This is a genomic window from Pseudomonas sp. Pseusp16 (assembly GCF_047324915.1).
Classification (GTDB): Bacteria; Pseudomonadota; Gammaproteobacteria; order Pseudomonadales; family Pseudomonadaceae; genus Aquipseudomonas; species Aquipseudomonas fluorescens_CD.
Map to the genome: position 1 here is coordinate 5,950,150 of NZ_CP168522.1, position 24,058 is coordinate 5,974,207.

Sequence of the window (24,058 nt, forward strand, 5' to 3'; positions counted from 1 at the left end):
GGGCCGGAAAAAGCCGCGCATCATACCAGTAGCTTGGGAATATGGCTGCTTATGGCGGTGATCGTCGTCGATGTTTTGCGACAAAGCCAAGTGCGCCATACTGCGCGCTGGTTTTTTGGGGTGGATGGGTCCTGCATGAAAAAGCGTCTGGTTGCCGCCTTCGGAGTATGGATGGCGTTGTTTCTCGGGGCGCAAACGGCCGTGGCGGCCTCAGCTCCGCCGCTGACGCAATTGAAAGTACTCAAAGTCGCGTCGCCTTCCTGTGGAGTCGAGAACATCGACGAAGGGCAAACCCGGACCCGCTGCGATCACAATGGCCCGAACATCACGGTGTACGTGCTGGAAGTGGGTTATGGACGCGAGGCCCATGTCGCCCTGGACGGTTTCGAAGTGAATGGCACCCGCACACCGGTCTGCGCGTTCAAGAACGGCAACCTGACCAGTTGCACCCCCGGGGAAAAAACCGTTGGCTATCTGTATGCCCTCGATCTGGCGGGCAAGCAGGAAGGCACGCTGACCTTCAGCAATACTTCGATCAACGCCCCCGGCAACACGATGTCGACGCAGCTTTATATCCAGTAACCAACTCACGTATCGAACAAGGGTCAGGAAAGCTGACTACGCTTACAAGATCATTCCGTGGACAGTGCCCGATGACCTTTAGAGCCTTGATTGCCCTTGCCGAGGGCACCGACGACCTGCAAACCGTGACCCTGATCGACGTACTGCGCCGCGCCAAAGTAGAAGTGGTGGTGGCCAGTATCGAAGGGCGGCGCATGCTCACCTGCGCCCGCGGTACACGCCTGACGTCCGATGCGATGCTGGTGGACTTGCTGGCGCAGCCCTTCGACCTGATCGCCTTGCCGGGTGGTGCGGTGGGTTCGCAGCACCTGGCAGCACACCACCCCCTGCAACAATTGATCAAGGATCAGGCGGCAGCCGGTCGCCTGTTCGCCGGCATCGCCGAAGCGCCTGCCGTGGCGCTGCAGGCCTATGGCGTATTGCGTCAGCGACGCATGACTTGCCTGCCCTCGGCCAGCCATCAACTGTCGGGCTGCACCTTCGTCGATCAGCCAGTGGTGGTCGACGGCAATTGCATCACCGCCCAAGGCTCGGCTGCCGCATTGGCATTTGCCCTGGCGCTGGTGGAACAACTCTGCGGAAACGCCACACGCACGGCGGTGGCGGGGGAGTTGTTGGTTTAGATAACTTCAGGCTTTCGCTTCTTCCTTCTCTTCATCTTTAGCCACGTGCATGCGATCGCGGCTGGCCAGTGTCGGGAACAGTTTGACCCACACCCCGGTCACCACAAGTGTGCCGATCCCGCCCATGACCACGGCTGGCACGGTACCGAACCAGTGGGCGGTCAGGCCTGATTCGAATTCTCCCAGCTGGTTCGAAGCACCGATGAACAGACCGTTCACGGCGCTGACCCGGCCGCGCATTTCGTCCGGGGTTTCCAGTTGAACGAACGAGGCGCGGATCACCATGCTGATCATGTCTGCCGCGCCCAACACCACCAACACCGCCAGGGAAAACCAGAACGAGGTCGACAGGCCGAAGGCGATGGTTGCCACGCCGAAGATGCCCACGGCGGTAAACATCACCCGTCCGACATTGCGTTCCACGGCAAACCGCGCAAGCAACAGCGACATCAGCAGCGCACCCACTGCCGGTGCCGAGCGCAACAAGCCCAGGCCCCACGGGCCGGTTAGCAGGATGTCCTTGGCGAACACCGGCAGTAGCGCCGTCGCGCCGCCCAATAGCACCGCGAACAGATCGAGGGAGATCGCCCCGAGAATGTCCGGACGACTGCGGATAAAGCGAATGCCCGCCAGCAGTGAATCCAGAGTGGCCTTGCCCTTGTTCAGCGGGGTTTGCCGGGCTGGCAGGTTGAGCATCAGCGAACAGGCGATGACATACAGCAGCACCGTCGGACCATACACCCAGACGCTGCCGAAGGCATAGAGCAAGCCGCCGAGGGCCGGGGCGACGATGGTTGCCGATTGCTGGGCCGATTGCGCGGCGGCCACCGCACGGGGAAACAGTGCGCTGGGCACGATGCTTGGTAGCAGGGCCTGGGTGGTCGGCATTTCAAAGGAGCGAGCGCCGCCGAGCAGGAAGGCCAGGATAAAGATCATTTCCCGGGTGACATGGTCGGTCGCGCTGCCGATGGCCAGCGACAGGGCGATCAGTGCCTGCAAGGACTGGCAGATTGCCGCGACCTTACGCCGGTCATAGCGGTCGGCGACGTGCCCGGTGTGCAGCATGAACAGCACGCGCGGGGCGAACTCGACCAGGCCGACCAGGCCCAGGTCAAGCACGTTGCCGGTCAATTGATACAGGTTCCAGCCGATGGCCACGGTGAGCATCTGGAAGCCGCTGGCGGTGAAAATCCGGGCCAGCCAGAACGCGAGAAAAGGGCGATGGTGACGTAACAGCAAGGGCTCTTGGCTGGGCATCTGCGGGAAAATCTGGGGAGAGGGGAACGGCGAGATTAGCATCAACCTGTAACAGGAAGTTGCCATGACAAAAAATTTAGTTAGCCAGACATCGAATTCAGTAGCACTACCAATCCCTGTGGGAGCGGGCTTGCTCGCGAAGAGGACGGCACATCCGGCATTGAAGTCGACTGACACTCCGCCTTCGTCGGAACGCCGCCCGGAGCAAGTCCGCTCCCACAGGAAATGTATTTCAGCTTGTGACCAAGGCCGTGAGGCAACTTGTCACGCGGCAAAAGACCACGCGGTTCATGCCCGAAAATGGGACTACTCTTTCAACGTTGATTGATCCAGATCAAAACCCGCAAAAGGAATTGATCCGGCGGCCGCAAGGCCAGACTCCCTGCGTTGTGATGCGTGCAGAAAAAGAACAAAAAGGGATTCGCCACACTCCATACCCGTGGGGGCCGTGGGTGCAGGCTTCCAGCCGGCAGCCGTACTACCTGACAGAGGAAGACTTATGTTCGGTTTAGAGGCACTTGATCTCGCCCGAATCCAGTTCGCGTTCACCATCTCGTTCCACATCCTGTTTCCGGCCATCACCATCGGCCTGGCGAGTTACCTGGCGGTACTCGAAGGCCTCTGGCTGAAAACCCATAACGACACCTACCGTGACCTCTACCATTTCTGGTCGAAGATCTTTGCCGTCAACTTCGGCATGGGGGTGGTTTCCGGCCTGGTAATGGCCTATCAGTTCGGCACCAACTGGAGCCGCTTCTCGGACTTCGCCGGTTCCGTGACCGGGCCGTTGCTGACCTATGAAGTGCTCACGGCATTCTTCCTCGAGGCCGGGTTCCTCGGCGTCATGCTGTTTGGCTGGAACAAGGTCGGGCGTGGCCTGCACTTCTTCGCCACCGTGATGGTCGCTATCGGTACGCTGATCTCGACCTTCTGGATTCTCGCCTCCAACAGCTGGATGCAGACCCCGCAGGGCTTCGAGATCGTCAACGGTCAGGTCATCCCCACCGACTGGCTGGCCATTATCTTCAACCCCTCGTTCCCCTATCGCCTGATGCACATGGCCACGGCGGCGTTCGTAGCCACGGCCTTCTTCGTCGGTTCCTCCGCGGCCTGGCATTTGCTGCGCGGCAAGGACAACCCTGCGATCCGCAAAATGCTCTCGATGGCCATGTGGATGGCGTTGATCGTGGCGCCGATCCAGGCGGTCATTGGCGACTTCCACGGCCTCAACACGCTTGAGCATCAGCCGGCGAAAATCGCCGCGATCGAGGGGCACTGGGAAAACAAAGGCAATGAGGCGACTCCGTTGATTCTGTTCGGCTGGCCGGACATGAAAGAGGAGAAGACCAAGTTCGCCGTTGAGATTCCGTATCTTGGCAGCCTGATCCTCACGCATTCCCTGGATAAACAGGTGCCGGCCCTCAAGGAGTTCCCGCCTGAAGACCGGCCAAACTCGACCATTGTGTTCTGGTCGTTCCGGATCATGGTGGGCCTGGGCTTCCTGATGATCTTCACAGGGTTGTGGAGCCTGTGGCTGCGCAAGCGTGACACCCTCTATACCTCGCGGCCGTTCCTGTACCTGGCGTTGTGGATGGGGCCGTCAGGCCTGATCGCGATCCTCGCCGGCTGGTTCACCACGGAAATCGGCCGTCAGCCGTGGGTGGTCTACGGCCTGATGCGTACGGCGGATGCGTCGTCCAACCATAGCTTCATGCAGATGAGCATCACCCTGATCCTGTTTGTCGTGGTTTATTTCGCGCTGTTTGGCGCCGGTCTTGGCTACATGATGCGCCTGGTGCGCAAGGGACCGAAGATCGACGAGGGCAAGGAAACCAACGACGGCGGCCCCGGCCAGAAACGCACACCGGCCCGTCCGTTGTCCGCAGCCGACGACGATCACGCCGATGCCGGCCACAGCCTGACCAAGGAGATTTGAATCATGGGTATTGATCTTCCGCTGATCTGGGCCGTGATCATCATCTTCGGCATCATGATGTACGTGGTCATGGACGGTTTCGACTTGGGCATCGGCATTCTCTTCCCGTTCATTCCGGGCAAGACGGATCGCGATGTGATGATGAACACCGTCGCCCCGGTCTGGGACGGCAACGAGACCTGGCTGGTGTTGGGTGGCGCGGCGTTGTTCGGCGCGTTTCCGCTGGCCTATTCGGTGGTGCTCTCGGCGTTGTACCTGCCGCTGATCCTGATGTTGATCGGGTTGATCTTCCGCGGTGTGGCCTTCGAGTTCCGCTTCAAGGCCAGGGATGACAAGCGTCACCTGTGGGACAAGGCGTTCATCGGTGGCTCGATCACTGCGACGTTCTTCCAGGGCGTTGCGCTCGGTGCGTTCATCGATGGACTGCCGGTGGTCAACCGGCAGTTCGCCGGTGGTTCACTGGACTGGCTGACACCGTTCACGATGTTCTGTGGTGCGGCGCTGGTGGTGGCCTATGCGTTGCTCGGTTGCACCTGGCTGATCATGAAGACCGAAGGCAAGTTGCAGGAACAGATGCATGACCTGGCTCGGCCATTGGCTTACGTGCTGCTGGCGGTGATCGGCATCGTCAGCATCTGGACCCCGTTGGCTCACGCAGAAATCGCCGCACGCTGGTTCACCATGCCGAATCTGTTCTGGTTCATGCCGGTGCCGATTCTGGTGCTGGTGACGATGTACGGCCTGATCCGCGCTGTGGCCCGCAACGCTCACTACACGCCGTTCCTGCTGACCCTGGTGCTGATCTTCCTCGGTTACAGCGGGTTGGGCATCAGCCTGTGGCCGAACATCATCCCGCCGTCGATCTCGATTTGGGATGCTGCCGCGCCACCGCAAAGCCAGGGCTTCATGCTGGTGGGCACGCTGTTCATCATCCCGTTCATCCTGGGCTACACCTTCTGGAGCTACTACGTGTTCCGCGGCAAGGTCACCCATGAAGACGGCTATCACTAGCCCCATGGAACCCTGCGATGGTGCCGCAATCGGCGCCATCGCACTGAAGGAGGATCAAAGCAATGAGCGGCAAAGATTCCCTGCACGACATTGAAGAAGCCGAAAAAAAGCCGCTGTGGCAGCGGCTAGGCTGGTTGGCCCTGATCTGGGCTGGCAGCGTGGGCGCCTTGTTCATCGTCGCCAGCCTGATGCGTCTGTTCATGAACGCGGCCGGCCTGACCACGCACTGACATCTCTCCCGTAGCCTCAAGGCACGGATTTATAACCCTCCGACCGGAGGGTTTTTTTTGCCTGTTACTTACGCGCCTTGAGGATCACGAATTTCGGATTGGCTGCCACTTGCTCGACACCACGGAACAATCGCGCCAGCTTGCTGTGGTAGCCCAGGTGACGATTGCCGACGATGTAAAGCGCGCCGCCCACGACCAACGCTTCGCGCGCTTGCTGGAACATCCGCCAGGCCAGGAAGTCGCCGACCACTTGTTGTTGGTGAAACGGTGGATTGCACAGCACGACATCAAGCGATTGCGGCTCCTGGCCGGCCAGGCCATCGCCGGCACGCACGGTCACTTCCCGTTCACCCAACGCTGCGCGCCAGTTTTCGCAGGCCGATTGCACGGCCATGAAAGATTCGTCCACCAGTGTGTAGCGGGCCTCGGGGTTTTGCAGGGCGCTGGCGATGGCCAGAACGCCGTTGCCGCAACCGAGATCGGCGACCCGCGCCGAGCCGAGGTTTTTCGGCAGGTGTGGCAAAAACGCCCGGGTACCAATGTCCAGGCCTTCGCGGCAAAACACATTGGCGTGGTTGAGCAGTTCGATAGCCGGTTCGTCGAGTCTGTATCGCGTCGGGTAAGGCGACACGGCTGGTGCTTTGTCTTGAGCAGTGGCAATCAATAGCCGCGCTTTCTTCACGGCCAACGAGGCTTGCACTGGGCCGATGTAGCGCTCCAGCAAGTCGCCCGCCGCCCGGGGCAGATGTTTGATCATGGCCGCGGCAACCACTTGGGCGCCGGGCGCCAGTTGGTCCTGCAGGCGGATCAGTTGTTCCTCCAACAGCGCCAGGGTTTTCGGCACACGGATCAGCACGCAGTCGAACGGCCCGACAAGGGCCTCGCTGGCGGGGACGCCCGGTACCGCATCAAACGCCAGGCCGTTACGCACCAGGTTCTTTTCCAGGCCCTGGAAGGCCAGGAACGAATCACCGCTGCTGACCACCCGGACCTTACCCGCCAGGCTGGCCGCCAGCGCGCCGAAACTGTCATTGAGGACCAATACCCGGGTGTCTGACGCCGGCTGCTGTTCGGCCAGATGATTGAGCAGGTATTCATCGGCCGCATCGAAAGCTTGCAGCGGTTCGTTCTGCTGTTCGGGCTGGCGGATCAGGTCGAGGCTGGCGAAGGGTGTTTCGAGCAAAGGCATGGGGGGGCTCTGGGTAATCAACTGATGTCCCGCTACCCTAAGGCGTAGGAGCGGGCGGAGCCGTCCGAGTGTACTGCACCGTGAAGGTCTACACGCTATCACTCAGGAGGGACCGCAAATGGTACGTTTTTTTTGCCTGGATTACCCGCAGGTTTTCCTGCTGTCGGGCGTTTCAGATAGCTCCGGACCGGGCTGCGGCGATGACTGCCGCAATCTTGTTGTTGACGCCAAGCTTCTCGATAGCCCTGTGTACATGAAAGTTGACTGTGCGCTCACTCAAATTGAGGATCCTGGCAATTTCATAGGCCGTCTTGCCATCGGCCGACAGTTTCAACACTTCAAGTTCCCGCCGTGACAAGGGGGGAGTCTGAGGGGGAGCCGGTTTTTTCGGTTGCATTGCGATCGCCAGAGCGTGCAGATGGCGACTGATGAACACTGAGAACCCAAGATTCTCGTACAGCTCAAAAGCGGAAATCGGGCAATGGCTCCTGGCCAGGCTGAGAATACTGCGCAGGCCTGTTTCCTCATCGTGGATCGCCTGGGACCAGCCATGCTGCAAACCTTGTTGCTGCAACAACTGCCATAGCCATGGTGTCCTGGAAAAAAGCTCCTCGCTCCAGAGAACAGGCAATAATGAATGATTGCAATGAGCCATTACCGGATCTATTTGCGAGACGTGGTTTTTTTCATATTGGGTATTCCACTCATGAGGGAAATTGTTCAGGTTCACCGTACTGGCGTCGATCCCGACTGAGTTTGAAGTAATTGAAAAGCCACAGAATTTATATCCAAGGTTTTTGGCAAAATTGAGCGCGATTCGATAGGCCGTATTGATCTCTTGCGTATGCGCCAATTGCTTGAGCTGTGACTCTTTCCAGATCTCCATAGAATGATCTCCATAAGTGTGTCTTTTGGGTGAAGAATTGGATCCAAAATGCGGCACGTGACGAGTGTAGGACAGTTCCTACGGTGCTGGTGCAACAAATTTGCTCTTTTGGCTGTTGGAAAAGTGTATTTAAGGTTCTTAGGCAATTGATGAGTTAAAAAATCCATATGTCATTTTATATCTATGGTTGGGCGTAATATTTTGTAACAAGTCGCTGGTGCAGATTAATGTCACTACAAACTGTCGGTGTTTACGCTGCTTTCTTTGCGGGACACTGGGGGTGTCTTTTGATTGGAGCCTTCCATGTCCGTCAGTGAAGAAAAATTTACGCGTCAGACCTTGCGCGAGGTTCATCCGTTGACCCCGAACCTGTTTACCCTGCGCGCCACCCGGGATGCAGGGTTTCGTTTTCGGGCGGGGCAGTTTGCCCGATTGGGTGTCACCAAGGCTGATGGCAGCACGGTATGGCGTGCCTACTCCATGGTGTCCTCGCCCTTTGACGAGTTCCTCGAGTTCTTTTCCATTGTCGTACCGGGCGGTGAGTTCACCAGCGAACTGTGCCGACTGGGCGTTGACGATACATTACTGGTCGACCGCCAGGCTTTCGGCTACCTGACGCTGGACCGTTTTGTCGATGGACGCGATCTGTGGTTGTTATCCACAGGCACGGGCCTGGCGCCGTTCCTGTCGATACTCCAGGACTTCGAAGTCTGGGAGAGATTCGAGCGGATCATCCTGGTCTACAGCGTTCGCGAAGCCCGGGAACTGGCTTATCAGGAGCTGATCGCAGGGTTGGCGCAACGTGAGTATCTGGCGGAGTACACACACAAACTGCAGTTCATCACCACGGTCACTCGTGAGCAGCATCCTGGCGCATTGAACGGGCGTATCACCACGTTGATTGAAAACGGCGAGCTGGAGCGTGTCGCGGGTGTTGCGCTGACGCCTGAGCACTCACGGGTCATGCTGTGCGGCAATCCGCAGATGATCGATGACACGCGCAAGCTGCTTAAACAGCGGGACATGCACTTGAGCCTCAGTCGGCGACCCGGCCAGGTGGCGGTGGAAAACTTCTGGTAAGAAAAACGGCGCCTCAAAGCGCCGTTTTTTTTCGCTAATGAAGTCAAGGCCGGTTGTTCTGGGCCTTGAGCAAGTCGCGGATTTCGCCCAGCAATTCTTCTTCCTTGGTGGGAACCGGCGGCAGGCTAGGGGCCACGGCCTCTTCGCGCTTCAGGCGGTTGATGGCCTTGACGCCCATGAAAATCGCAAAGGCGACGATGACGAAGTCGATGATGGTCTGGATGAATTTGCCATACGCCAGCACCACCGCTGGAGTTGCGCCTTCTGCTGCCTTGAGCGTTATGGCCAGATCACTGAAGTCCACGCCACCGATCAGCATCCCGATTGGCGGCATGACCAGGTCACCGACAAACGACGTAACGATCTTGCCGAAGGCTGCACCGATAATGATGCCGACGGCCATGTCGACCACGTTGCCTTTGACCGCGAAGGCCTTGAACTCGTTAAGCACGCCCATAGGTTATTTCCTTGTTACAGATGAGGTTGATAAGCGCAGTGTAAATCAGCAAATCGCATCCTGCTCGAGTCAAGTGCCTGTTGTGCTTGCCAGCAATCGACCCGGGCGGTGTTGAAAAAATCACCGATCGATCTCATGTGTGGGCTGATCAGCCATTCTGAGGCAGTTCGAATACGACTTTTCTCAACGACAGGGCGTCGTTTGTTTCAGCGAACCAGAGTTGAGAGACCATCCCTGAGTCGGGCCGTTTAAGTTGAACGCGCAGCTGGTGGTCAGGAGGCTGTATTTAGAACTAGTGCGTTTGTAGTTGTATTAACTGTTTCGTTAGTTCTGGAGGGCTAGAAAGTTATGTATTGCTCGGAGCGGATAGCTGTGTTTTGTTTAATTGATTTTGCACTAAATGTGTAACTGAATAAAGTTTGTATAGGTTTTCAAGTCGTTCAGTAAGGCGTGTCTCTAGTGTTTGTCGGGCGTGCGTGGAAAAACTTATACAAGTTTTTGTAGGGGGGGCGTATATCGGTATGCCTGAGCCTGTTGAAATATTTTGAAAATATTAAACGGGTTGCAAAGTACCTGACCGTACTCGCGCGCCTTGGCTGAGCTATCATCGCGTTTTTTTCCGGGGGTTCCGATGGCCAAGGCCAAGCGCATGTATGGCTGCACCGAGTGCGGCTCAACCTTCCCCAAATGGGCCGGCCAGTGCGGTGAGTGCGGGGCCTGGAACACGCTCACCGAAACCATGGTGGAAAGCGGCGGGGCAGCTGCCCCCAGCGGTCGTACCGGCTGGGCCGGCCAGCAGGCGCAGATCAAGACCCTGGCCGAAGTCAGTGTCGAAGAAATTCCGCGTTTCTCCACCGCTTCCAGCGAACTCGACCGGGTTTTGGGTGGTGGTCTGGTGGATGGCTCGGTGGTGCTGATCGGTGGCGACCCGGGCATCGGCAAGTCGACCATTCTGTTGCAAACCCTGTGCAACCTCGCCAAGAGCATGCCGGCGTTGTACGTCACCGGTGAAGAGTCCCAGCAGCAAGTGGCCATGCGTGCACGGCGCCTGGGGTTGCCTCAGGATCAACTGCGGGTCATGACCGAAACCTGCATCGAAGCCATCATTGCCACGGCCCGTCAGGAAAAGCCCAGGGTGATGGTGATCGACTCGATCCAGACGATCTTTACCGAGCAACTGCAATCGGCCCCGGGTGGTGTATCCCAGGTACGTGAAAGCGCGGCGTTACTGGTGCGTTATGCCAAACAGAGCGGTACGGCGATCTTCCTGGTGGGCCACGTCACCAAGGAAGGCGCGCTGGCGGGCCCTCGGGTGCTGGAACACATGGTCGACACCGTGCTGTATTTCGAGGGTGAGTCCGATGGGCGCCTGCGTCTGCTGAGGGCGGTGAAGAACCGCTTCGGTGCCGTCAATGAATTGGGCGTGTTCGGCATGACCGACAAAGGCCTGAAAGAAGTCTCCAATCCGTCGGCGATTTTTCTGACCCGCGCCCAGGAAGAAGTCCCGGGCAGTGTGGTGATGGCAACGTGGGAAGGCACGCGGCCGATGCTGGTGGAGGTTCAGGCGCTGGTGGACGACAGTCACCTGGCCAACCCGCGTCGGGTCACGCTGGGGCTGGATCAGAACCGGCTGGCGATGTTGCTGGCGGTGCTGCACCGTCACGGTGGCATTCCGACCCACGATCAGGACGTGTTCCTCAACGTGGTCGGTGGGGTCAAGGTGCTGGAAACGGCGTCCGACCTGGCCTTGATGGCGGCGGTGATGTCCAGTTTGCGCAACCGGCCGTTGCCCCACGATCTGCTGGTGTTCGGTGAAGTCGGGCTGTCCGGTGAAGTGCGTCCGGTGCCTAGCGGTCAGGAGCGATTGAAAGAAGCTGCCAAGCACGGCTTCAAGCGGGCCATCGTGCCCAAGGGTAATGCGCCGAAGGAGGCTCCGGCAGGGTTGCAGATCATTGCCGTTACTCGCCTGGAGCAGGCCTTGGATGCGTTGTTCGAATAATCTGCAGGGGAAACACAAACCCTGTGGGAGCGGGCTTGGTCCGGGCGGCGTTCCGACGAAAGCGGTGTGTCAGTCAACGGAGATGCTGAATGTAACGGCCTCTTCGCGAGTAAGCCCGCTCCCACACTGGATGGTTGCCGGGCGGTCAGACTTCGATCAGGGCACCCAGTTCGCGCTCAAGCTCCTGCTGGTCGCCCAGATTTAGCTCGATCAACCGCCGCAGGCGCCCGATGGATTCCAGGCTGATGTGCCGGCAAACAAAGCCAAGTTGGCCATGGTCGTCATGGGCCAGTTGCACATCCATGGTGATGTCGGCCTCTTCGCTCAGATGTATGTCGACCAGAAAATCCTGCTGCGGGTTGCCCAACCAAGGATCGGGACGCTCGATCAATAACCCCTTGAGCGACAGATCAACCAACTTCACCGACCAGGTGGACTCACCCTGACTCAGCTCGGTTCGTGCATCGAACGCAATACGTTTGAAGCGGCGACGTTCGGCAGGGTGCTCGCTCATGGCGCGATCCTCGGAAATGTACGCTGACTATAGACCCGCCTGATCAAAGGCTGCCAGCGCGTGCAGGTGTCCAGACCAATGTCGGGGTATGGCCTTTGCCGTCAGGAGCGCTAAACTCGGGGTGGCTGTCTTTCTTGTCCACTCTGGCTGGAATAATAAAATGAAAAATAATAATAGCCCGCTACGCCATCTGCCTTGGCTGGTGCTGGCAATCGTAGGTGCGTGTGCCTTGGGTGTCGTGGCACTGCGCCGAGGCGAGGCCATCAACGCCTTGTGGATTGTGGTCGCTGCCGTGGCCATCTATCTGGTCGCCTATCGCTATTACAGCCTGTTCATCGCCAATAAAGTGATGCAGCTCGACCCCAACCGGGCCACGCCGGCTGTGCTCAACAATGACGGTCTGGACTACGTACCGACCAACAAACACGTACTCTTCGGTCACCACTTCGCGGCCATCGCCGGTGCTGGTCCACTGGTCGGTCCGGTGCTGGCGGCGCAGATGGGCTACCTGCCCGGCACGCTGTGGCTGATCGCCGGCGTGGTGCTGGCCGGTGCCGTCCAGGACTTCATGGTCCTGTTCATGTCCACCCGCCGCAACGGTCGCTCCCTGGGCGACATGGTCCGTGAAGAAATGGGCCGCATCCCCGGTACCATCGCGCTGTTTGGCTGCTTCCTGATCATGATCATCATCCTCGCGGTGCTGGCGCTGATCGTCGTCAAGGCCCTGGCCGATAGCCCGTGGGGCATGTTTACGGTGATGGCGACCATTCCAATCGCGATGTTCATGGGCGTCTACATGCGCTACATCCGCCCCGGTCGCATCGGCGAAATCTCGGTGATCGGCGTGGTGCTGCTGCTCGGTTCGATCTGGCTCGGTGGGCAGATTGCCGCGGATCCGGTGTGGGCCAAGGCGTTCAGCTTCACTGGCGTACAAATCACCTGGATGCTGATCGGCTACGGTTTTGTCGCGGCGGTGTTGCCGGTATGGCTGATCCTGGCGCCGCGTGACTACCTGTCGACCTTCCTGAAAATCGGCACCATCGTGGCCCTGGCCATCGGCATCCTGGTGACCATGCCCGAGCTGAAAATGCCGGCGCTGACCCAGTTCATCGACGGCACCGGCCCGGTATGGAAGGGCGGTCTGTTCCCGTTCCTGTTCATCACCATCGCCTGTGGCGCGGTCTCGGGTTTCCATGCGCTGATCGCCTCCGGCACCACGCCGAAGCTGCTCGCCAGTGAAGGGCATGCCCGTTATATCGGTTACGGCGGCATGCTGATGGAATCGTTCGTGGCGATCATGGCCATGGTCGCCGCGTCGGTGATCGAGCCAGGCGTGTACTTCGCCATGAACAGCCCGGCTGCCGTGGTTGGCGGTGATGTGGTGGCGGTAGCGACAGCGGTCAGCAACTGGGGCTTTGCCATCACGCCGGAAGCGTTGCAGGCGGTGGCCCATGACATCGGTGAAACCACCATCCTGGCCCGTGCCGGTGGTGCGCCGACCCTGGCGGTGGGGATCGCACAGATCCTGCACAGTGTTCTGCCGGGTGAAAACACCATGGCGTTCTGGTACCACTTCGCGATCCTGTTCGAAGCGCTGTTCATCCTGACCGCGGTCGACGCCGGTACCCGTGCCGGGCGCTTTATGCTTCAGGACTTGCTCGGTTCGTTCGTGCCGGCCCTGCGCCGCACCGAATCCTGGACCGCCAACCTGATCGCCACCGCCGGTTGCGTGGCCATGTGGGGCTGGTTGCTGTACCAAGGGGTGATCGACCCGCTGGGCGGTATCAACACCTTGTGGCCGCTGTTCGGTATCTCCAACCAGATGCTGGCCGGTATCGCGCTGATGCTCGGCACCGTGGTGCTGATCAAGATGAAACGCCAACGCTACATCTGGGTGACCTTGCTGCCGGCGGCATGGCTGCTGATCTGCACCACCACCGCCGGCTTCATCAAGCTGTTCGATGCCAACCCGGCGATCGGCTTCCTCGCCCTGGCGAAAAAATACAGCGATGCCCTGGCCAATGGTCAGATCCTCGCCCCGGCCAAGGACATCACGCAGATGCAGCACGTGATCTTCAACGCCTACACCAACGCAACGCTGACCGCGCTGTTCCTGTTCGTGGTGTTCAGCATCCTGTTCTATGCGCTCAAGGTCGGTATTTCCGCCTGGGGCAGCAAGGAGCGTACGGATAAAGAATCGCCATTCCAGGCGCAGCCGGAAGCGTGATCGAGGATTTGCACCATGTTCAATGACCTGAGTCGCCTCGGTAAATACCTCGGTCAGGCCGCGCGCCTGATGGTCGGCATGCCCGACTACGACAACTACGTCGAGCATATGCAGACCAAGCACCCGGACAAACCGGTGATGAGCTATGAGATGTTCTTTCGCGAGCGTCAGGAAGCCCGTTACGGTGGCAAGGGGGGGCCGAAGTGCTGTTGATCCGGTTGTTCGATTAACAGCGACCCTGTGGGAGCGGGCTTGCTCGCGAAAGCGGTGTATCAGTCAACATAACTGTTGAAGCTGACGGCCCCTTCGCGAGCAAGCCCGCTCCCACATTTGTTTTGTGTTGTTTTTTCATTGTGTGAAAAAGGAGATCCAGCTTGTCCTCTCCCATCCCGGTCACGATCCTCAGCGGCTTCCTCGGCGCTGGCAAGACCACCCTGTTGCGTCACCTGCTCAAGGCCGAGCACGGCCTGAAGATTGCCGTGATCGAGAACGAATTCAGCGACGCCGGTATCGACACCCAGTTGTTGGGCGATGAACCGGTGCAAGTGATGACGCTCTCCAACGGCTGCGTCTGCTGCACCATCCATACAGACCTGACCAAAGCGCTTTATCTGTTGCTCGAGCGTCTGGACCAGGGCGACATCGCCTTCGACCGTCTGGTGATCGAGTGCACCGGCCTGGCCGACCCGGCGCCCGTGGCGCAAACCTTTTTCATCGACGAAGAATTGCGCGAGCGCTATATCCTCGACGGCATCATCACGCTGGTCGATGCGGCGCATGCCGACTTGCACCTGACCCAGACCATCGCCCAGGCGCAGATCGGTTTCGCCGACCGCTTGCTGGTGAGCAAGCGCGATCTGGTGGACGAGCTGACCTTCACCGCGTTGAGCGAACGCCTGACCCGCATCAACCGTCGCGCCCCGATCCGCGTGGTCGACCATGGCAAGATCGACCTGGCCGAATTGCTCGACGTGCGCGGTTTCAATCTCAACGCCGACCTCGGTGGCGGGGTGAGTTTGCGACCGGTCAGCCAGGCACCGTCCATCGACCGCATTTCCAGCCTGGTGCTGCGCACTGAAAAGCCGCTGGATATCGACAGACTCAGCGAGTTCATGAACGAGCTGCTGGAGGAGCATGGCAAGCAGTTGCTGCGCTACAAAGGTGTGTTGAACATCCTCGGCGAACCGCGGCGCATGGTGTTCCAGGGTGTCTTGAAGCTTTATGGATTCGACTGGGATACCGAATGGGCCGACGATGAAACCCGCGAAAGCGTGATCGTGTTCATTGCTGATGATTTGCCGGAAGAAAAGATTCGAGAGGGGTTTGCGCGGGTGGCGGCGGTCTGAAGTTTTATGGCGTCTGTGAGGGCGCCATCGCGGGCAAGCCCGGCTCCCACAGGTTTCTGGTTGAACACAAAGTCTGTGCTTACCCTCGAACACTGTGGGAGCGGGCTTGCCCGCGATGCGATCTAGCCAGCAACACAATGTTCACGGGGTGTACTGAGCAGTGTCTGCTCCAGATGATCCAGATGCCGGTTTATCAGCATGACCGCTGTCGCAGCATTTCCACGTTCAACAGCATCAGCAATCGCCAAATGCTCCTGCCACGCGCAACAACTGTGCGTCTGCTCCTCACACTGTGCAATCGCCAATGAGGTCAGCGGCACCAGGCTGCCAAGAAAATGCGCCAGCGGTGCATTTCCAGCCATTTCGGCCAACTGCAAATGGAACTCTCCCGACAAACGAATTGCCCGGCCGCGCTCAGCGCATTCACGCTCGTTATCGACTAGCGTCCGCAGTTGCTTCAGGTCTTGCGCGCAGGGTTGCTGACACGCCAGCCGCACCAGCATGATCTCGGCGAGCCGCCGGGCATGCAGTGTCTGCCGGGTCTGCTCGGCATCAAGTTCGGCGACGCGGGGACGATGGTTGACTCGAAGGAGGATGATTTGCTGATGGGACAGTCGCGTCAGTACATCGCGCACATCGCTGCGTCGAGCACCGAACATCTGCGTCAGACTTTCTTCCGTAAAGCGGCTGGCCGAATGGATGCGCTGGTCGAAAATGGCATCGAGGATCCGCGAATACAGATCATCCACCGAAGGGCGGATGGGCAGGGTAACGAGTGTTTGTGGCGAGGCGAAGCCGGTCATGGCCAATCTCCAGTTCGAAGAGGTTTCAACTGCCGAGGTTGTCTTCCGGAATGTTCAGTTCGATGCCCATGCGCTGGCCTTCGCGCAAAATGTGCCGACGCATCTCGGCACTGGCCTGGGCGCTGTTCTTGCTGCGGATCGCGCGCACCACGGCCTCGTTTTCTTCAAGGCGTTCAGCCAGATGCTCCGGGGAGTTGCGTAACACTTCGGCGCTTTGCTTGAGGGCATTGCTGGTTTGCTGGACCACGCTCTGGAAGATCGGGTTCGAGGTCAAGGTGAACAATTCCTCGTGGAAGGCGATGTAGGCGCTGACTCCGGCTTCACTATCGCCAGCCTCCAGGGCTTCGCGCATGTCCATCAGGGTCAGGCGCAGTTGCCCGACTTCCTTGCTGCTGATGGACTGCGCCACGAGGCCGACGATGAACGGTTCGAGGGTGTAGCGCAGTTGCAGCACATCTTCGAGGCTGGCGCCGGCCACGGCGCTGTCATGGCTGGCGTTGTCGCTGAGCTGCGCGTCGAGCACCACAACGCCTTTGCCCGGCATTGAACGCACGAGGCCGAGGGTTTCCAGCACGATCACCGCTTCGCGCAGGCTCGGGCGGCTGATGCCCAGTTGTTCGGCCAGTTCACGCTGGCCCGGCAGCATGTCGCCGGAGCGCCACTGCCCCCTGGCCAAAGCGGCCCGAAGTTTTTCTACCACTGAGTTGACGACGGTTGATGAGGTAATCACTTGTTCGCTCCGTGAGCCGTGCCTGCGGGTCGGCAGGCACGGCGGTCATTCAGAATTCTTTGGCTGCCGCTTGAGCAACCGGTTTTCGTGGCTGGAAGGTATAACCCGCCTGGCCGGAAAGCACCTTGTTCGCCCGTTGTACATCGATGTCCTTTTCCCACCGTGCGATGGCGACGGTCGCTACGCAGTTGCCGATCAGGTTGGTCAGTGCCCGGCCGATGCCCATGAACCAGTCCACGGCCAGCACCAGCACCAGACCCACCACCGGAATTGCCGGAATGGCGGTCAGGGTGGCCGCCAGAATCACCAGCGCCGAGCCCGGAATACCGTGGGCACCCTTGGAGGTGATCAACGATACCAACAGAATCGTCAGCAGGTCGGTCATGGCCAGCGGCGTGCCGGTGGCGTTGGCGATGAACACGATGGCCAGGGTCAGGTAGATCGAGAAACCGTCGAGGTTGAACGAGTAACCCGTTGGAATCACCAGGCCGACTGTCGAACTGCCGATGCCCAGATGCTCGAGCTTGCGCATGATTTGTGGCAGAACGGCATCGGACGAAGCGGTGCCCATGACGATGAGCAGTTCCTCGCGAAGGTATTTGAGCAATGGCCACATCTTCAAGCCAGAGAGACGCATCACCAGGCCGAGAATCAGGGCAACGAAGGCCACACAGGTCAGGTAGAACAAGCCGACCAGGCTGCCCAGGTGTTGCAGCGAGTCCAGGCCATATTTGCTGGTGGTGAAGGCGATCGCGCCGAATACACCGATCGGTGCCAGTCGCACGATCATGCCCATGATGCGGAAGATCACGTGGCTGAGTTCATTGATCAGCCGCGAAATACCCGATGCCGCCTCGCCCACCAGATTCAGTGCACTGCCGAACAACACTGAAAACAGCAGGACCTGCAGGATATTGTTATCGGCAAAGGCACCGATCACCGACGTCGGAATCAGGTCCATCAGGAACTGTGTGGTGGTGTGCATGTGCTGGCCGCGCTGGGCAATGTCGCCCATGTCGGCAGCGGAAAGCTGTTCCAGGTGAATGTTCGCGCCACTGCCAATACCGGTGCTGAAGGCGAACACCAGGCCGATCACCAGGGCGATGGTGGTCAGCACTTCAAAGTAGATCACCGATTTTAGGCCGATGCGCCCGACCTTTTTCAGGTCGCCGGCACCGCTGATGCCGCTGACCACCACGCAGAACACGATCAGGCCGATGAGCATTTTGATCAGCTTGATAAAACCGTCACCGAGCGGCTTGAGCTGAGCGGAGTATTCGGGAAGGGTCAGTCCGCAGACGATGCCGAGCACCAGTCCGAGAACCACTTGGAGGAAGATTGAACGCGAGCACCATCTGAGCATGGGAGGAATCCTGGTCGGTGTCCTGGCTGCCGTGCGCAAGGCGCATCGACTTCAGGACTTAATTATTGTGGTCTTACCGGTATGTCCAGTGCAGGCGCAGTCTAGGCGCTATTTTTAGATTTTCGCAAGTAAAAATTAGAAAATTGGCATGACCGGTCTTACCAGTTGTGCTGATCCTGTAGGAGCGAGCTTGCTCGCGAAGGTCGTCAACGATAACGAGTGCTTGCTGGATCAACGCATCATCATTGAAATCATCGCGAGCAAGCTCGCTCCTGCAGAAGCATTTCACGGGCGAAAAAAAACCGGCCATCTCTGGCCGGTTTCTCATGACTGCGGTTTAGCGGGGCTGATTAAGCGCCGTATACCGGCAGCTTCTTGCAGATAGCCTTGACCTTCTCACGAACGGCATCGATCACCGCTTCGTTGTTCAGGTCAGCCAGGATGTCGCAGATCCAGCCGGCCAGTTCCTTGCACTCTGCTTCCTTGAAGCCGCGAGTGGTCACAGCCGGGGTGCCGAAGCGCAGACCGGAGGTGACGAACGGGGAGCGTGGGTCGTTTGGCACGGAGTTCTTGTTCACGGTGATGAACGCTTTGCCCAGAGCGGCATCGGCGTCTTTACCGGAGATTTCCTGCTTGATCAGCGACAGCAGGAACAGGTGGTTCTCAGTACCGCCCGACACTACGTCGAAGCCGCGCTCGATGAACACGCTGGCCATGGCCTGGGCGTTCTTCACCACTTGTTGCTGGTAAGCCTTGAACTCAGGCTGCAGCGCTTCCTTGAAGCAGATCGCCTTGGCCGCGATCACGTGCTCCAGCGGGCCGCCCTGGGCGCCCGGGAATACCGCGGAGTTCAGCTTCTTCTCGATGTCGGCGTTGGCGCGAGCCAGGATCAGGCCGCCACGTGGACCGCGCAGGGTCTTGTGGGTGGTGGTGGTCACGACGTCGGCGAATGGAACCGGGTTCGGGTAGACGCCAGCGGCGACCAGACCGGCTACGTGAGCCATGTCGACGAACAGGTAAGCGCCAACCTTGTCAGCGATTGCACGGAAGCGCGGGAAGTCGAGGATCTGCGAGTAGGCAGAGAAGCCAGCCACGATCATTTTCGGCTTGTGCTCAACGGCCAGGCGCTCGACTTCGTCGTAGTCGATCAGGCCGTTGGCGTCGATGCCGTACTGGATGGCGTTGTACAGCTTGCCGGAGGACGAAACGCTGGCGCCGTGGGTCAGGTGACCGCCGTGGGCCAGGCTCATGCCCAGGATGGTGTCGCCAGCCGACAGCAGGGCCAGGTAAACGGCGCTGTTGGCTTGCGAGCCAGCGTGTGGCTGAACGTTGGCGTAGTCGGCACCGAACAACTCTTTGGCGCGATCGATAGCCAGCTGCTCGACGACGTCTACGTACTCGCAACCACCGTAGTAGCGCTTGCCCGGGTAGCCTTCGGCGTACTTGTTGGTCAAGACCGAGCCTTGAGCTTCCATCACCGCAGGGCTGGTGTAGTTTTCCGAAGCGATCAGCTCAATGTGCTCTTCCTGGCGCTGAGCTTCTTGCTCCATGGCGGCAAAGAGATCGGCGTCGTACTTGGCAATAGTCAAATCACGGCTGAACATGGCGGTCCTCAAGGATCGGGGGCGGAAAAGGGGGGCATTCTAACCCAATGGGTTTTAGATGGCATATGAAACGGCATCATGTCGCAGACAAGTGGTGTTCATGCGGGGATTAGCGGTGATCGTGCCGGTCTCTTCGCGAGCAAGCCCGCTCCCACAGGGGAATGCATTCCAAAATGTGGGAGCGGGCTTGCTCGTGAAGGCGTCATCTGCTGCGCTGCAAAACCTCAGTCAAACATGAACAGCGCATCATTACTGAACTGCCCTTCGAACCGGCCTGCCGGCATCGGACGGCCGAACAGGTAACCCTGCACCTCGTCGCAACCGTGCTCCCTCAGGAAATCAAGCTGCTCGTGGGTTTCCACGCCTTCGGCGATCACCGCCAGGTTCAGGCTGTGGGCCATGGCAATGATCGCCCGGGCGATCTGCGCATCCTGTTCACCCGACGGCAGGCCGTCGACGAAAGTGCGGTCGATCTTCAGTACGTCGATCGGGAACTGCTTGAGGTAGTTGAGCGATGAGTAACCGGTACCGAAATCGTCGACCGCAATGCTCAATCCGAGGTTTTTCAGGCCATCGAGTATCTGCATCGCCTCGCAGACTTCGCGCATCAGGATACTTTCGGTGAGTTCCAGTTCCAGGCACGCCGGCGGCAGGCCGGTTTCCTTGAGGATGGTGGCGATTCGCGTGCCGAGCTGGCCGTCGGAGAACTGCCGCGCCGAGATGTTCACCGACACCTTCGGCACCCGTACCCTGGCCTGATGCCAGGCCTTGAGCTGGCGGCAGGCTTCGCTGATCACCCAGTCGCCGACATCCACCACCAGCCCGAGCTCTTCGAGCACTGGAATGAAATCCCCCGGCGGCACCAGCCCGCGGCGTGGATGGCGCCAGCGCAACAGTGCCTCGGCACCGGTCAGGCGCTTGCCGTCGCCGCTGAACTGCGGTTGGTAATACAGTACGAATTCGTTCTGTTCCAGGGCATGGCGCAAGTCGCTTTCCAGCTCCAGGCGTTCCAGCGCACTGGCGTTCATGTCCGCCTGATAGAACTGGAAGTTGTTCTTGCCACGCTCCTTGGCGTGGTACATCGCGGTGTCGGCATTCTTCATCAATTGGCTGAGTTCGTTGCCGTCCTGCGGGCTCAGGGCGATGCCGATACTGGCCGTGACGAAGAACTCGCGGCCTTCAAGCACAAACGGTTTCACCAGGCTGGCGAGAATCTGTTCGGCCACATGAATGGCCCGGTTCAGGGCGATTTCACGGTTGGCCCGCGGTTGCAGGAGCAAGGTGAATTCGTCCCCGCCCATGCGCGCCACGGTGTCGTCATCGTCGACGCAACCGAGCAGGCGCGCGGCCATTTCCTTGAGCATGCGGTCGCCGGCGGCGTGGCCCAGGGAGTCGTTGATCGGCTTGAAGCGGTCGAGATCGAGGAACATCAGCACCACCCACGACTTCTGCCGTTCGGCCGATTGCAGTGCCGTGTGCAGGCGATCCTGGAACAGCGTGCGGTTGGGCAGGTGGGTCAGGGCATCGTAGTAGGCGAGGCGGTGAATCCGCTGCTCGCTGGCCTTGCGCTCGCTGATGTCACTGAAGAAACACACATAACTGGCCAGGTCGCCTTCGTCGTCGAGTACCGCGGTGATCCCGACCCAGGCCGGGTAGTGCTCGCCGTTGCGGCGCTTGAGCCAGACTTCGCCTTCCCAGGTGCTGTGCTGGCCCAATTGCTTGAGCACGTAACGCAGATGGGTATCCTGCTGCTCGTCGACGGTCAGCATGTTCGGCAACTGGTCGAGGACCTGCTCCACGGCATAACCGCTGACACGGCTGAAGGCTTCGTTGGCCTGGACGATGTAGCCGGCCGGGTCGGTGATCAGGATCGCCGAGGTCGAGTGTTCGAATACCGTGGCGGCCATGCGCAAGTCTTTTTCGGCCCGACGTTGCTGGCTGATGTCGCGACCGACGCCGAGCACGCCTTCGAACGTGCCGTGTTCGTCCCAGACCAATACCAGGCGCAGCTCGATCGGGATCTTGCGCCCGTCGGCCCGCAGGCAATCGAACAGGAACAGTTGGGTTTGCACCTGGCAGCGCAACAGCGCCAGTTGGTCCGGCTGATCCAGCGCTTTGCTGACCCGGTCCATCAGGTGGTAGATGCCGGTCAGTTGTTGCGGGTTGGCAATGGTCGATTGCCAGCCATTCTGGAAAATCCACTCGGCGTTGTAGCCCAGCACGGCTTGCACCGAAGGGCTGACGTAATTGAGGTTAAGGCGGTTGTCGGTGGAGAAAATCACGTCGCTGATGCTTTCGGCGAGCATCCGGTAGCGCTGCTCGCTGTCGCGCAGCGATTCGCTTGCTTCGATCTGGTCGGTAATGTCCTTGGCCACGCCGATGATCCGCGTGACCTGATCCTCCTTGTCCCGCGCCAGTGCCTGTTCGCGAATCTCGAAGCGTCGCCACTGGCCGTCCCGATGGCGGAAGCGCAACTGGCACTGCATCAACTGGCGATAACCGGTCTGGCGCTGGACCTGGCGGGAGCGATGGTAATAGTCGGCGTCTTCGGGATGCAGGAGGATTTCCCAGAAGTATTCGCCCATCTGCTGCAGTTCAGTGCGGTTGTAACCCAGGGTCTGGCCCAGGTGGTGGTTGCTGAAGATCATGCGCTGGCTGATCACGTCCTGCACATACAGGTGATCCGGCACCGTGCGCACCACATCCGACCAGAACCCTTCACGCTCCTGCAATGACAATTCGATGAGCTTGCGGCTGGTGATGTCGGTGATGCTCAGGATCACCGCGTCATAGTCGTCCGGGGTTTGCGGCAGGCGCAGCACCAGCCACAGGTGCTGGTCGCGACCGCTGGCGTCCTGGAGCTTGATTTCCAGCTCCAGCTGTTGCTGCCGATTGAGCATCGCGTCGAGCACCTGGTTGCCGATGGCGGTGCCGTCCTGCGGATTGCCGTCGACCAGCAGTTTCCAGGCGTTGTCGGTGCTATCGACATTAAGCAGTTGCAGCGCGACCTGGTTGACCTCGGTGATCCGCAGTTCGTTCAGCAATTGACGGCGTTGCTCCGGGATCGCCAGCCATGCTTGCAGTTGCTCGCTGCCCTGCAGCTGTGCCTTGTCGAAAAAGACCTTGAGCCCTGACATGTCGAGCACGCACAAAGCCACGCCGGTGCCTTCGAATATGTCCTGATAACGCCGGCGGCCTTCATTCAACTGGCGCTGACGTCGGCGCATGTTCAGCAAGGCAAGAAACGGCAGCATGGAAAACGCCAGGCCCAGCAGGCATTTGCCGATGAACGCCGGTAGCAGTTGCTCCAGCACGCGCTGACGGTCGAACAAGCCGCGCAATTGCCAATCGCTGCTGCTCAGCGGAACCGTCAGCACGCTGTTGGCGATGTCGTCGGCGGTCAGCGTCCCCGGGGTGACCGAGGGCAACGCTTCGTCACGGCTGACGATCTGATGATTGACACGGTTTTCCACCAGCCACATCGGACGGTCCACGGCCTCGCCTTGCTTGGTCAAGGACGAAAAGAAGGTGGGAGTCAGACGCAAGGCCCAATAGCCTCGGGAGCTGCCGCTGGCCTGATGCAACAATAGATGCACCACGGAACCGTCGGTGGCATTGCTGAAGTAGTGCGCCTGGGCGTGGCTGCGGCGTACCAGTTCACCCAGGTAGTCGCTGTCATCGCTATCGAGAGCGCTGTCACTGATGACTTTTCCGGAGGGGCTGAGCAAAGCCAGGCTGCGCAGATCAGGCAGTGACTGTTGCAGCTTGCGCAGCAGGGCCTGCAGCTCATCGGCGTCCTGCGGTTGTTCGACGATCGGCAACAGATTGAGGGCGATCTGCGCGTTGAGTGCCATGTTCAGGCTGACCTGCGCGGCCAGATCGGCGGTGTAGTCGATGGTGTACTGGCGCTGGTTCTTCTGGGTTTCCCGCAGTTGGTCGAGCAACTGCCAGAACAGCAGGGCCAGCAGCAATAGTGCAAGTGTCGCCAAGGTGCCCTTCAAAGTCCCGAGCAGGGGGGAGCCGGGCGTTGTGGCCGGCGCACTGGAAGTCAGAGGCGGGGGGACATTGGACAAGCTGTAATCCTGCGGTTTGGCTGGACCGACGCGACGTGCACTATAAGCCGGACGCCCGAAGGGCGGCTAGCATGCCTTGAGTTGTGGCGAAGTGCCAGCCCCTGTCCGTCGGCTGGACTGCCACTGGTCATTCAGGTAGCTTTGCCGG

At 59.5% G+C, this 24,058-nt stretch carries 20 protein-coding genes; 10 read left to right on the forward strand and 10 right to left on the reverse strand.

All coding sequences use genetic code 11. The annotated features are described in order from the left end of the window. The first annotated feature begins 135 nt into the window (after positions 1-135). Together ACEN8Q_RS27030 and ACEN8Q_RS27035 are read left to right on the forward strand one after the other, a co-directional pair. Positions 136-582: a DUF4879 domain-containing protein gene (locus tag ACEN8Q_RS27030; RefSeq protein WP_413424635.1), complete on the forward strand. Its 447-nt coding sequence runs from the start codon at positions 136-138 to the stop codon at positions 580-582. Positions 583-653: 71 nt separating this feature from the next. Continuing rightward, positions 654-1,205, forward strand: coding sequence for a DJ-1 family glyoxalase III (locus ACEN8Q_RS27035; protein WP_413424637.1), 552 nt, complete (start codon positions 654-656; stop codon positions 1,203-1,205). Between the two features lie 6 nt (positions 1,206-1,211). Here the strand turns inward: ACEN8Q_RS27035 and ACEN8Q_RS27040 are convergent, their stop codons facing one another. After that, a complete protein-coding gene (locus ACEN8Q_RS27040) occupies positions 1,212-2,462 on the reverse strand; it encodes an MFS transporter (RefSeq protein ID WP_413424639.1) in 1,251 nt (416 codons plus the stop codon). Between the two features lie 499 nt (positions 2,463-2,961). On the opposite strand from ACEN8Q_RS27040, the gene ACEN8Q_RS27045 reads away from it, so the two are divergent. From ACEN8Q_RS27045 to ACEN8Q_RS27055, 3 genes are all read left to right on the forward strand, one after another. Next, complete coding sequence (locus ACEN8Q_RS27045; RefSeq protein ID WP_110657142.1) at positions 2,962-4,398, forward strand: cytochrome ubiquinol oxidase subunit I; 1,437 nt, start codon at positions 2,962-2,964, stop codon at positions 4,396-4,398. A gap of 3 nt (positions 4,399-4,401) precedes the next feature. Continuing rightward, positions 4,402-5,409 carry a cytochrome d ubiquinol oxidase subunit II gene (cydB, locus tag ACEN8Q_RS27050; protein WP_413424641.1) on the forward strand — a complete coding sequence of 336 codons (1,008 nt, stop codon included), beginning with the start codon at positions 4,402-4,404 and terminating at the stop codon, positions 5,407-5,409. A 62-nt stretch (positions 5,410-5,471) separates the two neighbouring features. Then, positions 5,472-5,639, forward strand: coding sequence for a DUF2474 domain-containing protein (locus ACEN8Q_RS27055; RefSeq protein ID WP_413424643.1), 168 nt, complete (start codon positions 5,472-5,474; stop codon positions 5,637-5,639). A gap of 64 nt (positions 5,640-5,703) precedes the next feature. Here ACEN8Q_RS27055 and ACEN8Q_RS27060 read toward each other — a convergent pair whose 3' ends face one another. Together ACEN8Q_RS27060 and ACEN8Q_RS27065 are read right to left on the reverse strand one after the other, a co-directional pair. Then, complete coding sequence (locus ACEN8Q_RS27060; protein WP_413424645.1) at positions 5,704-6,828, reverse strand: methyltransferase; 1,125 nt, start codon at positions 6,826-6,828, stop codon at positions 5,704-5,706. Between the two features lie 172 nt (positions 6,829-7,000). Then, positions 7,001-7,714 (reverse strand): autoinducer binding domain-containing protein, encoded by a 714-nt coding sequence (locus ACEN8Q_RS27065; RefSeq protein WP_413703987.1) that lies wholly within the window; start codon positions 7,712-7,714, stop codon positions 7,001-7,003. A 303-nt stretch (positions 7,715-8,017) separates the two neighbouring features. Here ACEN8Q_RS27065 and ACEN8Q_RS27070 point away from each other — a divergent pair, with 303 nt between their 5' ends. After that, entirely contained in the window at positions 8,018-8,794 is a 777-nt protein-coding gene (locus tag ACEN8Q_RS27070) for a ferredoxin--NADP reductase (protein ID WP_413424649.1), read from the forward strand. Between the two features lie 43 nt (positions 8,795-8,837). On the opposite strand, the gene mscL is transcribed toward ACEN8Q_RS27070, so the two are convergent. Further along, complete coding sequence (gene mscL, locus ACEN8Q_RS27075; protein WP_413424651.1) at positions 8,838-9,251, reverse strand: large-conductance mechanosensitive channel protein MscL; 414 nt, start codon at positions 9,249-9,251, stop codon at positions 8,838-8,840. Positions 9,252-9,882: 631 nt separating this feature from the next. On the opposite strand from mscL, the gene radA reads away from it, so the two are divergent. Further along, a complete protein-coding gene (radA, locus tag ACEN8Q_RS27080; RefSeq protein WP_057400505.1) occupies positions 9,883-11,250 on the forward strand; it encodes a DNA repair protein RadA in 1,368 nt (455 codons plus the stop codon). Between the two features lie 145 nt (positions 11,251-11,395). On the opposite strand, the gene ACEN8Q_RS27085 is transcribed toward radA, so the two are convergent. Then, a complete protein-coding gene (locus tag ACEN8Q_RS27085) occupies positions 11,396-11,764 on the reverse strand; it encodes a PilZ domain-containing protein (RefSeq protein ID WP_413424654.1) in 369 nt (122 codons plus the stop codon). A gap of 160 nt (positions 11,765-11,924) precedes the next feature. On the opposite strand from ACEN8Q_RS27085, the gene ACEN8Q_RS27090 reads away from it, so the two are divergent. From ACEN8Q_RS27090 to yjiA, 3 genes are all read left to right on the forward strand, one after another. Next, the gene (locus tag ACEN8Q_RS27090; RefSeq protein ID WP_413703988.1) at positions 11,925-13,991 is read left to right on the forward strand and encodes a carbon starvation CstA family protein; all 2,067 of its coding nucleotides are present in this window, start codon (positions 11,925-11,927) and stop codon (positions 13,989-13,991) included. 15 nt (positions 13,992-14,006) lie between these two features. After that, positions 14,007-14,204, forward strand: a complete 198-nt coding sequence (locus ACEN8Q_RS27095) for a YbdD/YjiX family protein (RefSeq protein ID WP_007895266.1) — start codon at positions 14,007-14,009, stop codon at positions 14,202-14,204. 161 nt (positions 14,205-14,365) lie between these two features. Further along, positions 14,366-15,337, forward strand: a complete 972-nt coding sequence (gene yjiA / locus ACEN8Q_RS27100; protein ID WP_413426271.1) for a GTPase — start codon at positions 14,366-14,368, stop codon at positions 15,335-15,337. A gap of 122 nt (positions 15,338-15,459) precedes the next feature. Here the strand turns inward: yjiA and ACEN8Q_RS27105 are convergent, their stop codons facing one another. The 5 genes from ACEN8Q_RS27105 to ACEN8Q_RS27125 form a co-directional block, all read right to left on the reverse strand. Continuing rightward, complete coding sequence (locus ACEN8Q_RS27105; protein WP_413426269.1) at positions 15,460-16,140, reverse strand: GntR family transcriptional regulator; 681 nt, start codon at positions 16,138-16,140, stop codon at positions 15,460-15,462. A 25-nt stretch (positions 16,141-16,165) separates the two neighbouring features. Further along, a complete protein-coding gene (locus ACEN8Q_RS27110; protein WP_057400500.1) occupies positions 16,166-16,870 on the reverse strand; it encodes a FadR/GntR family transcriptional regulator in 705 nt (234 codons plus the stop codon). 49 nt (positions 16,871-16,919) lie between these two features. Further along, positions 16,920-18,233 (reverse strand): C4-dicarboxylate transporter DctA, encoded by a 1,314-nt coding sequence (locus tag ACEN8Q_RS27115; protein WP_322614913.1) that lies wholly within the window; start codon positions 18,231-18,233, stop codon positions 16,920-16,922. Between the two features lie 350 nt (positions 18,234-18,583). Beyond that, positions 18,584-19,837: a serine hydroxymethyltransferase gene (gene glyA, locus ACEN8Q_RS27120; protein WP_008022534.1), complete on the reverse strand. Its 1,254-nt coding sequence runs from the start codon at positions 19,835-19,837 to the stop codon at positions 18,584-18,586. A gap of 224 nt (positions 19,838-20,061) precedes the next feature. Further along, on the reverse strand, positions 20,062-23,910 hold the full coding sequence (locus ACEN8Q_RS27125; protein ID WP_413703989.1) for an EAL domain-containing protein: 3,849 nt from the start codon (positions 23,908-23,910) through the stop codon (positions 20,062-20,064). Between the last annotated feature and the right edge of the window lie 148 nt (positions 23,911-24,058).

What these genes read in the sequence shown, in the direction of transcription:
- ACEN8Q_RS27105 (WP_413426269.1), bottom strand. Translation starts at nt 16,140, where the DNA reads ATGACCGGCTTCGCCTCGCCACAAACACTCGTTACCCTGCCCATCCGC.
- ACEN8Q_RS27030 (WP_413424635.1), top strand. Translation starts at nt 136, where the DNA reads ATGAAAAAGCGTCTGGTTGCCGCCTTCGGAGTATGGATGGCGTTGTTT.
- ACEN8Q_RS27045 (WP_110657142.1), top strand. Translation starts at nt 2,962, where the DNA reads ATGTTCGGTTTAGAGGCACTTGATCTCGCCCGAATCCAGTTCGCGTTC.
- ACEN8Q_RS27060 (WP_413424645.1), bottom strand. Translation starts at nt 6,828, where the DNA reads ATGCCTTTGCTCGAAACACCCTTCGCCAGCCTCGACCTGATCCGCCAG.
- radA (WP_057400505.1), top strand. Translation starts at nt 9,883, where the DNA reads ATGGCCAAGGCCAAGCGCATGTATGGCTGCACCGAGTGCGGCTCAACC.
- ACEN8Q_RS27055 (WP_413424643.1), top strand. Translation starts at nt 5,472, where the DNA reads ATGAGCGGCAAAGATTCCCTGCACGACATTGAAGAAGCCGAAAAAAAG.
- ACEN8Q_RS27090 (WP_413703988.1), top strand. Translation starts at nt 11,925, where the DNA reads ATGAAAAATAATAATAGCCCGCTACGCCATCTGCCTTGGCTGGTGCTG.
- cydB (WP_413424641.1), top strand. Translation starts at nt 4,402, where the DNA reads ATGGGTATTGATCTTCCGCTGATCTGGGCCGTGATCATCATCTTCGGC.
- ACEN8Q_RS27085 (WP_413424654.1), bottom strand. Translation starts at nt 11,764, where the DNA reads ATGAGCGAGCACCCTGCCGAACGTCGCCGCTTCAAACGTATTGCGTTC.
- mscL (WP_413424651.1), bottom strand. Translation starts at nt 9,251, where the DNA reads ATGGGCGTGCTTAACGAGTTCAAGGCCTTCGCGGTCAAAGGCAACGTG.
- ACEN8Q_RS27040 (WP_413424639.1), bottom strand. Translation starts at nt 2,462, where the DNA reads ATGCCCAGCCAAGAGCCCTTGCTGTTACGTCACCATCGCCCTTTTCTC.
- ACEN8Q_RS27070 (WP_413424649.1), top strand. Translation starts at nt 8,018, where the DNA reads ATGTCCGTCAGTGAAGAAAAATTTACGCGTCAGACCTTGCGCGAGGTT.
- glyA (WP_008022534.1), bottom strand. Translation starts at nt 19,837, where the DNA reads ATGTTCAGCCGTGATTTGACTATTGCCAAGTACGACGCCGATCTCTTT.
- ACEN8Q_RS27035 (WP_413424637.1), top strand. Translation starts at nt 654, where the DNA reads ATGACCTTTAGAGCCTTGATTGCCCTTGCCGAGGGCACCGACGACCTG.
- ACEN8Q_RS27065 (WP_413703987.1), bottom strand. Translation starts at nt 7,714, where the DNA reads ATGGAGATCTGGAAAGAGTCACAGCTCAAGCAATTGGCGCATACGCAA.
- ACEN8Q_RS27115 (WP_322614913.1), bottom strand. Translation starts at nt 18,233, where the DNA reads ATGCTCAGATGGTGCTCGCGTTCAATCTTCCTCCAAGTGGTTCTCGGA.
- ACEN8Q_RS27095 (WP_007895266.1), top strand. Translation starts at nt 14,007, where the DNA reads ATGTTCAATGACCTGAGTCGCCTCGGTAAATACCTCGGTCAGGCCGCG.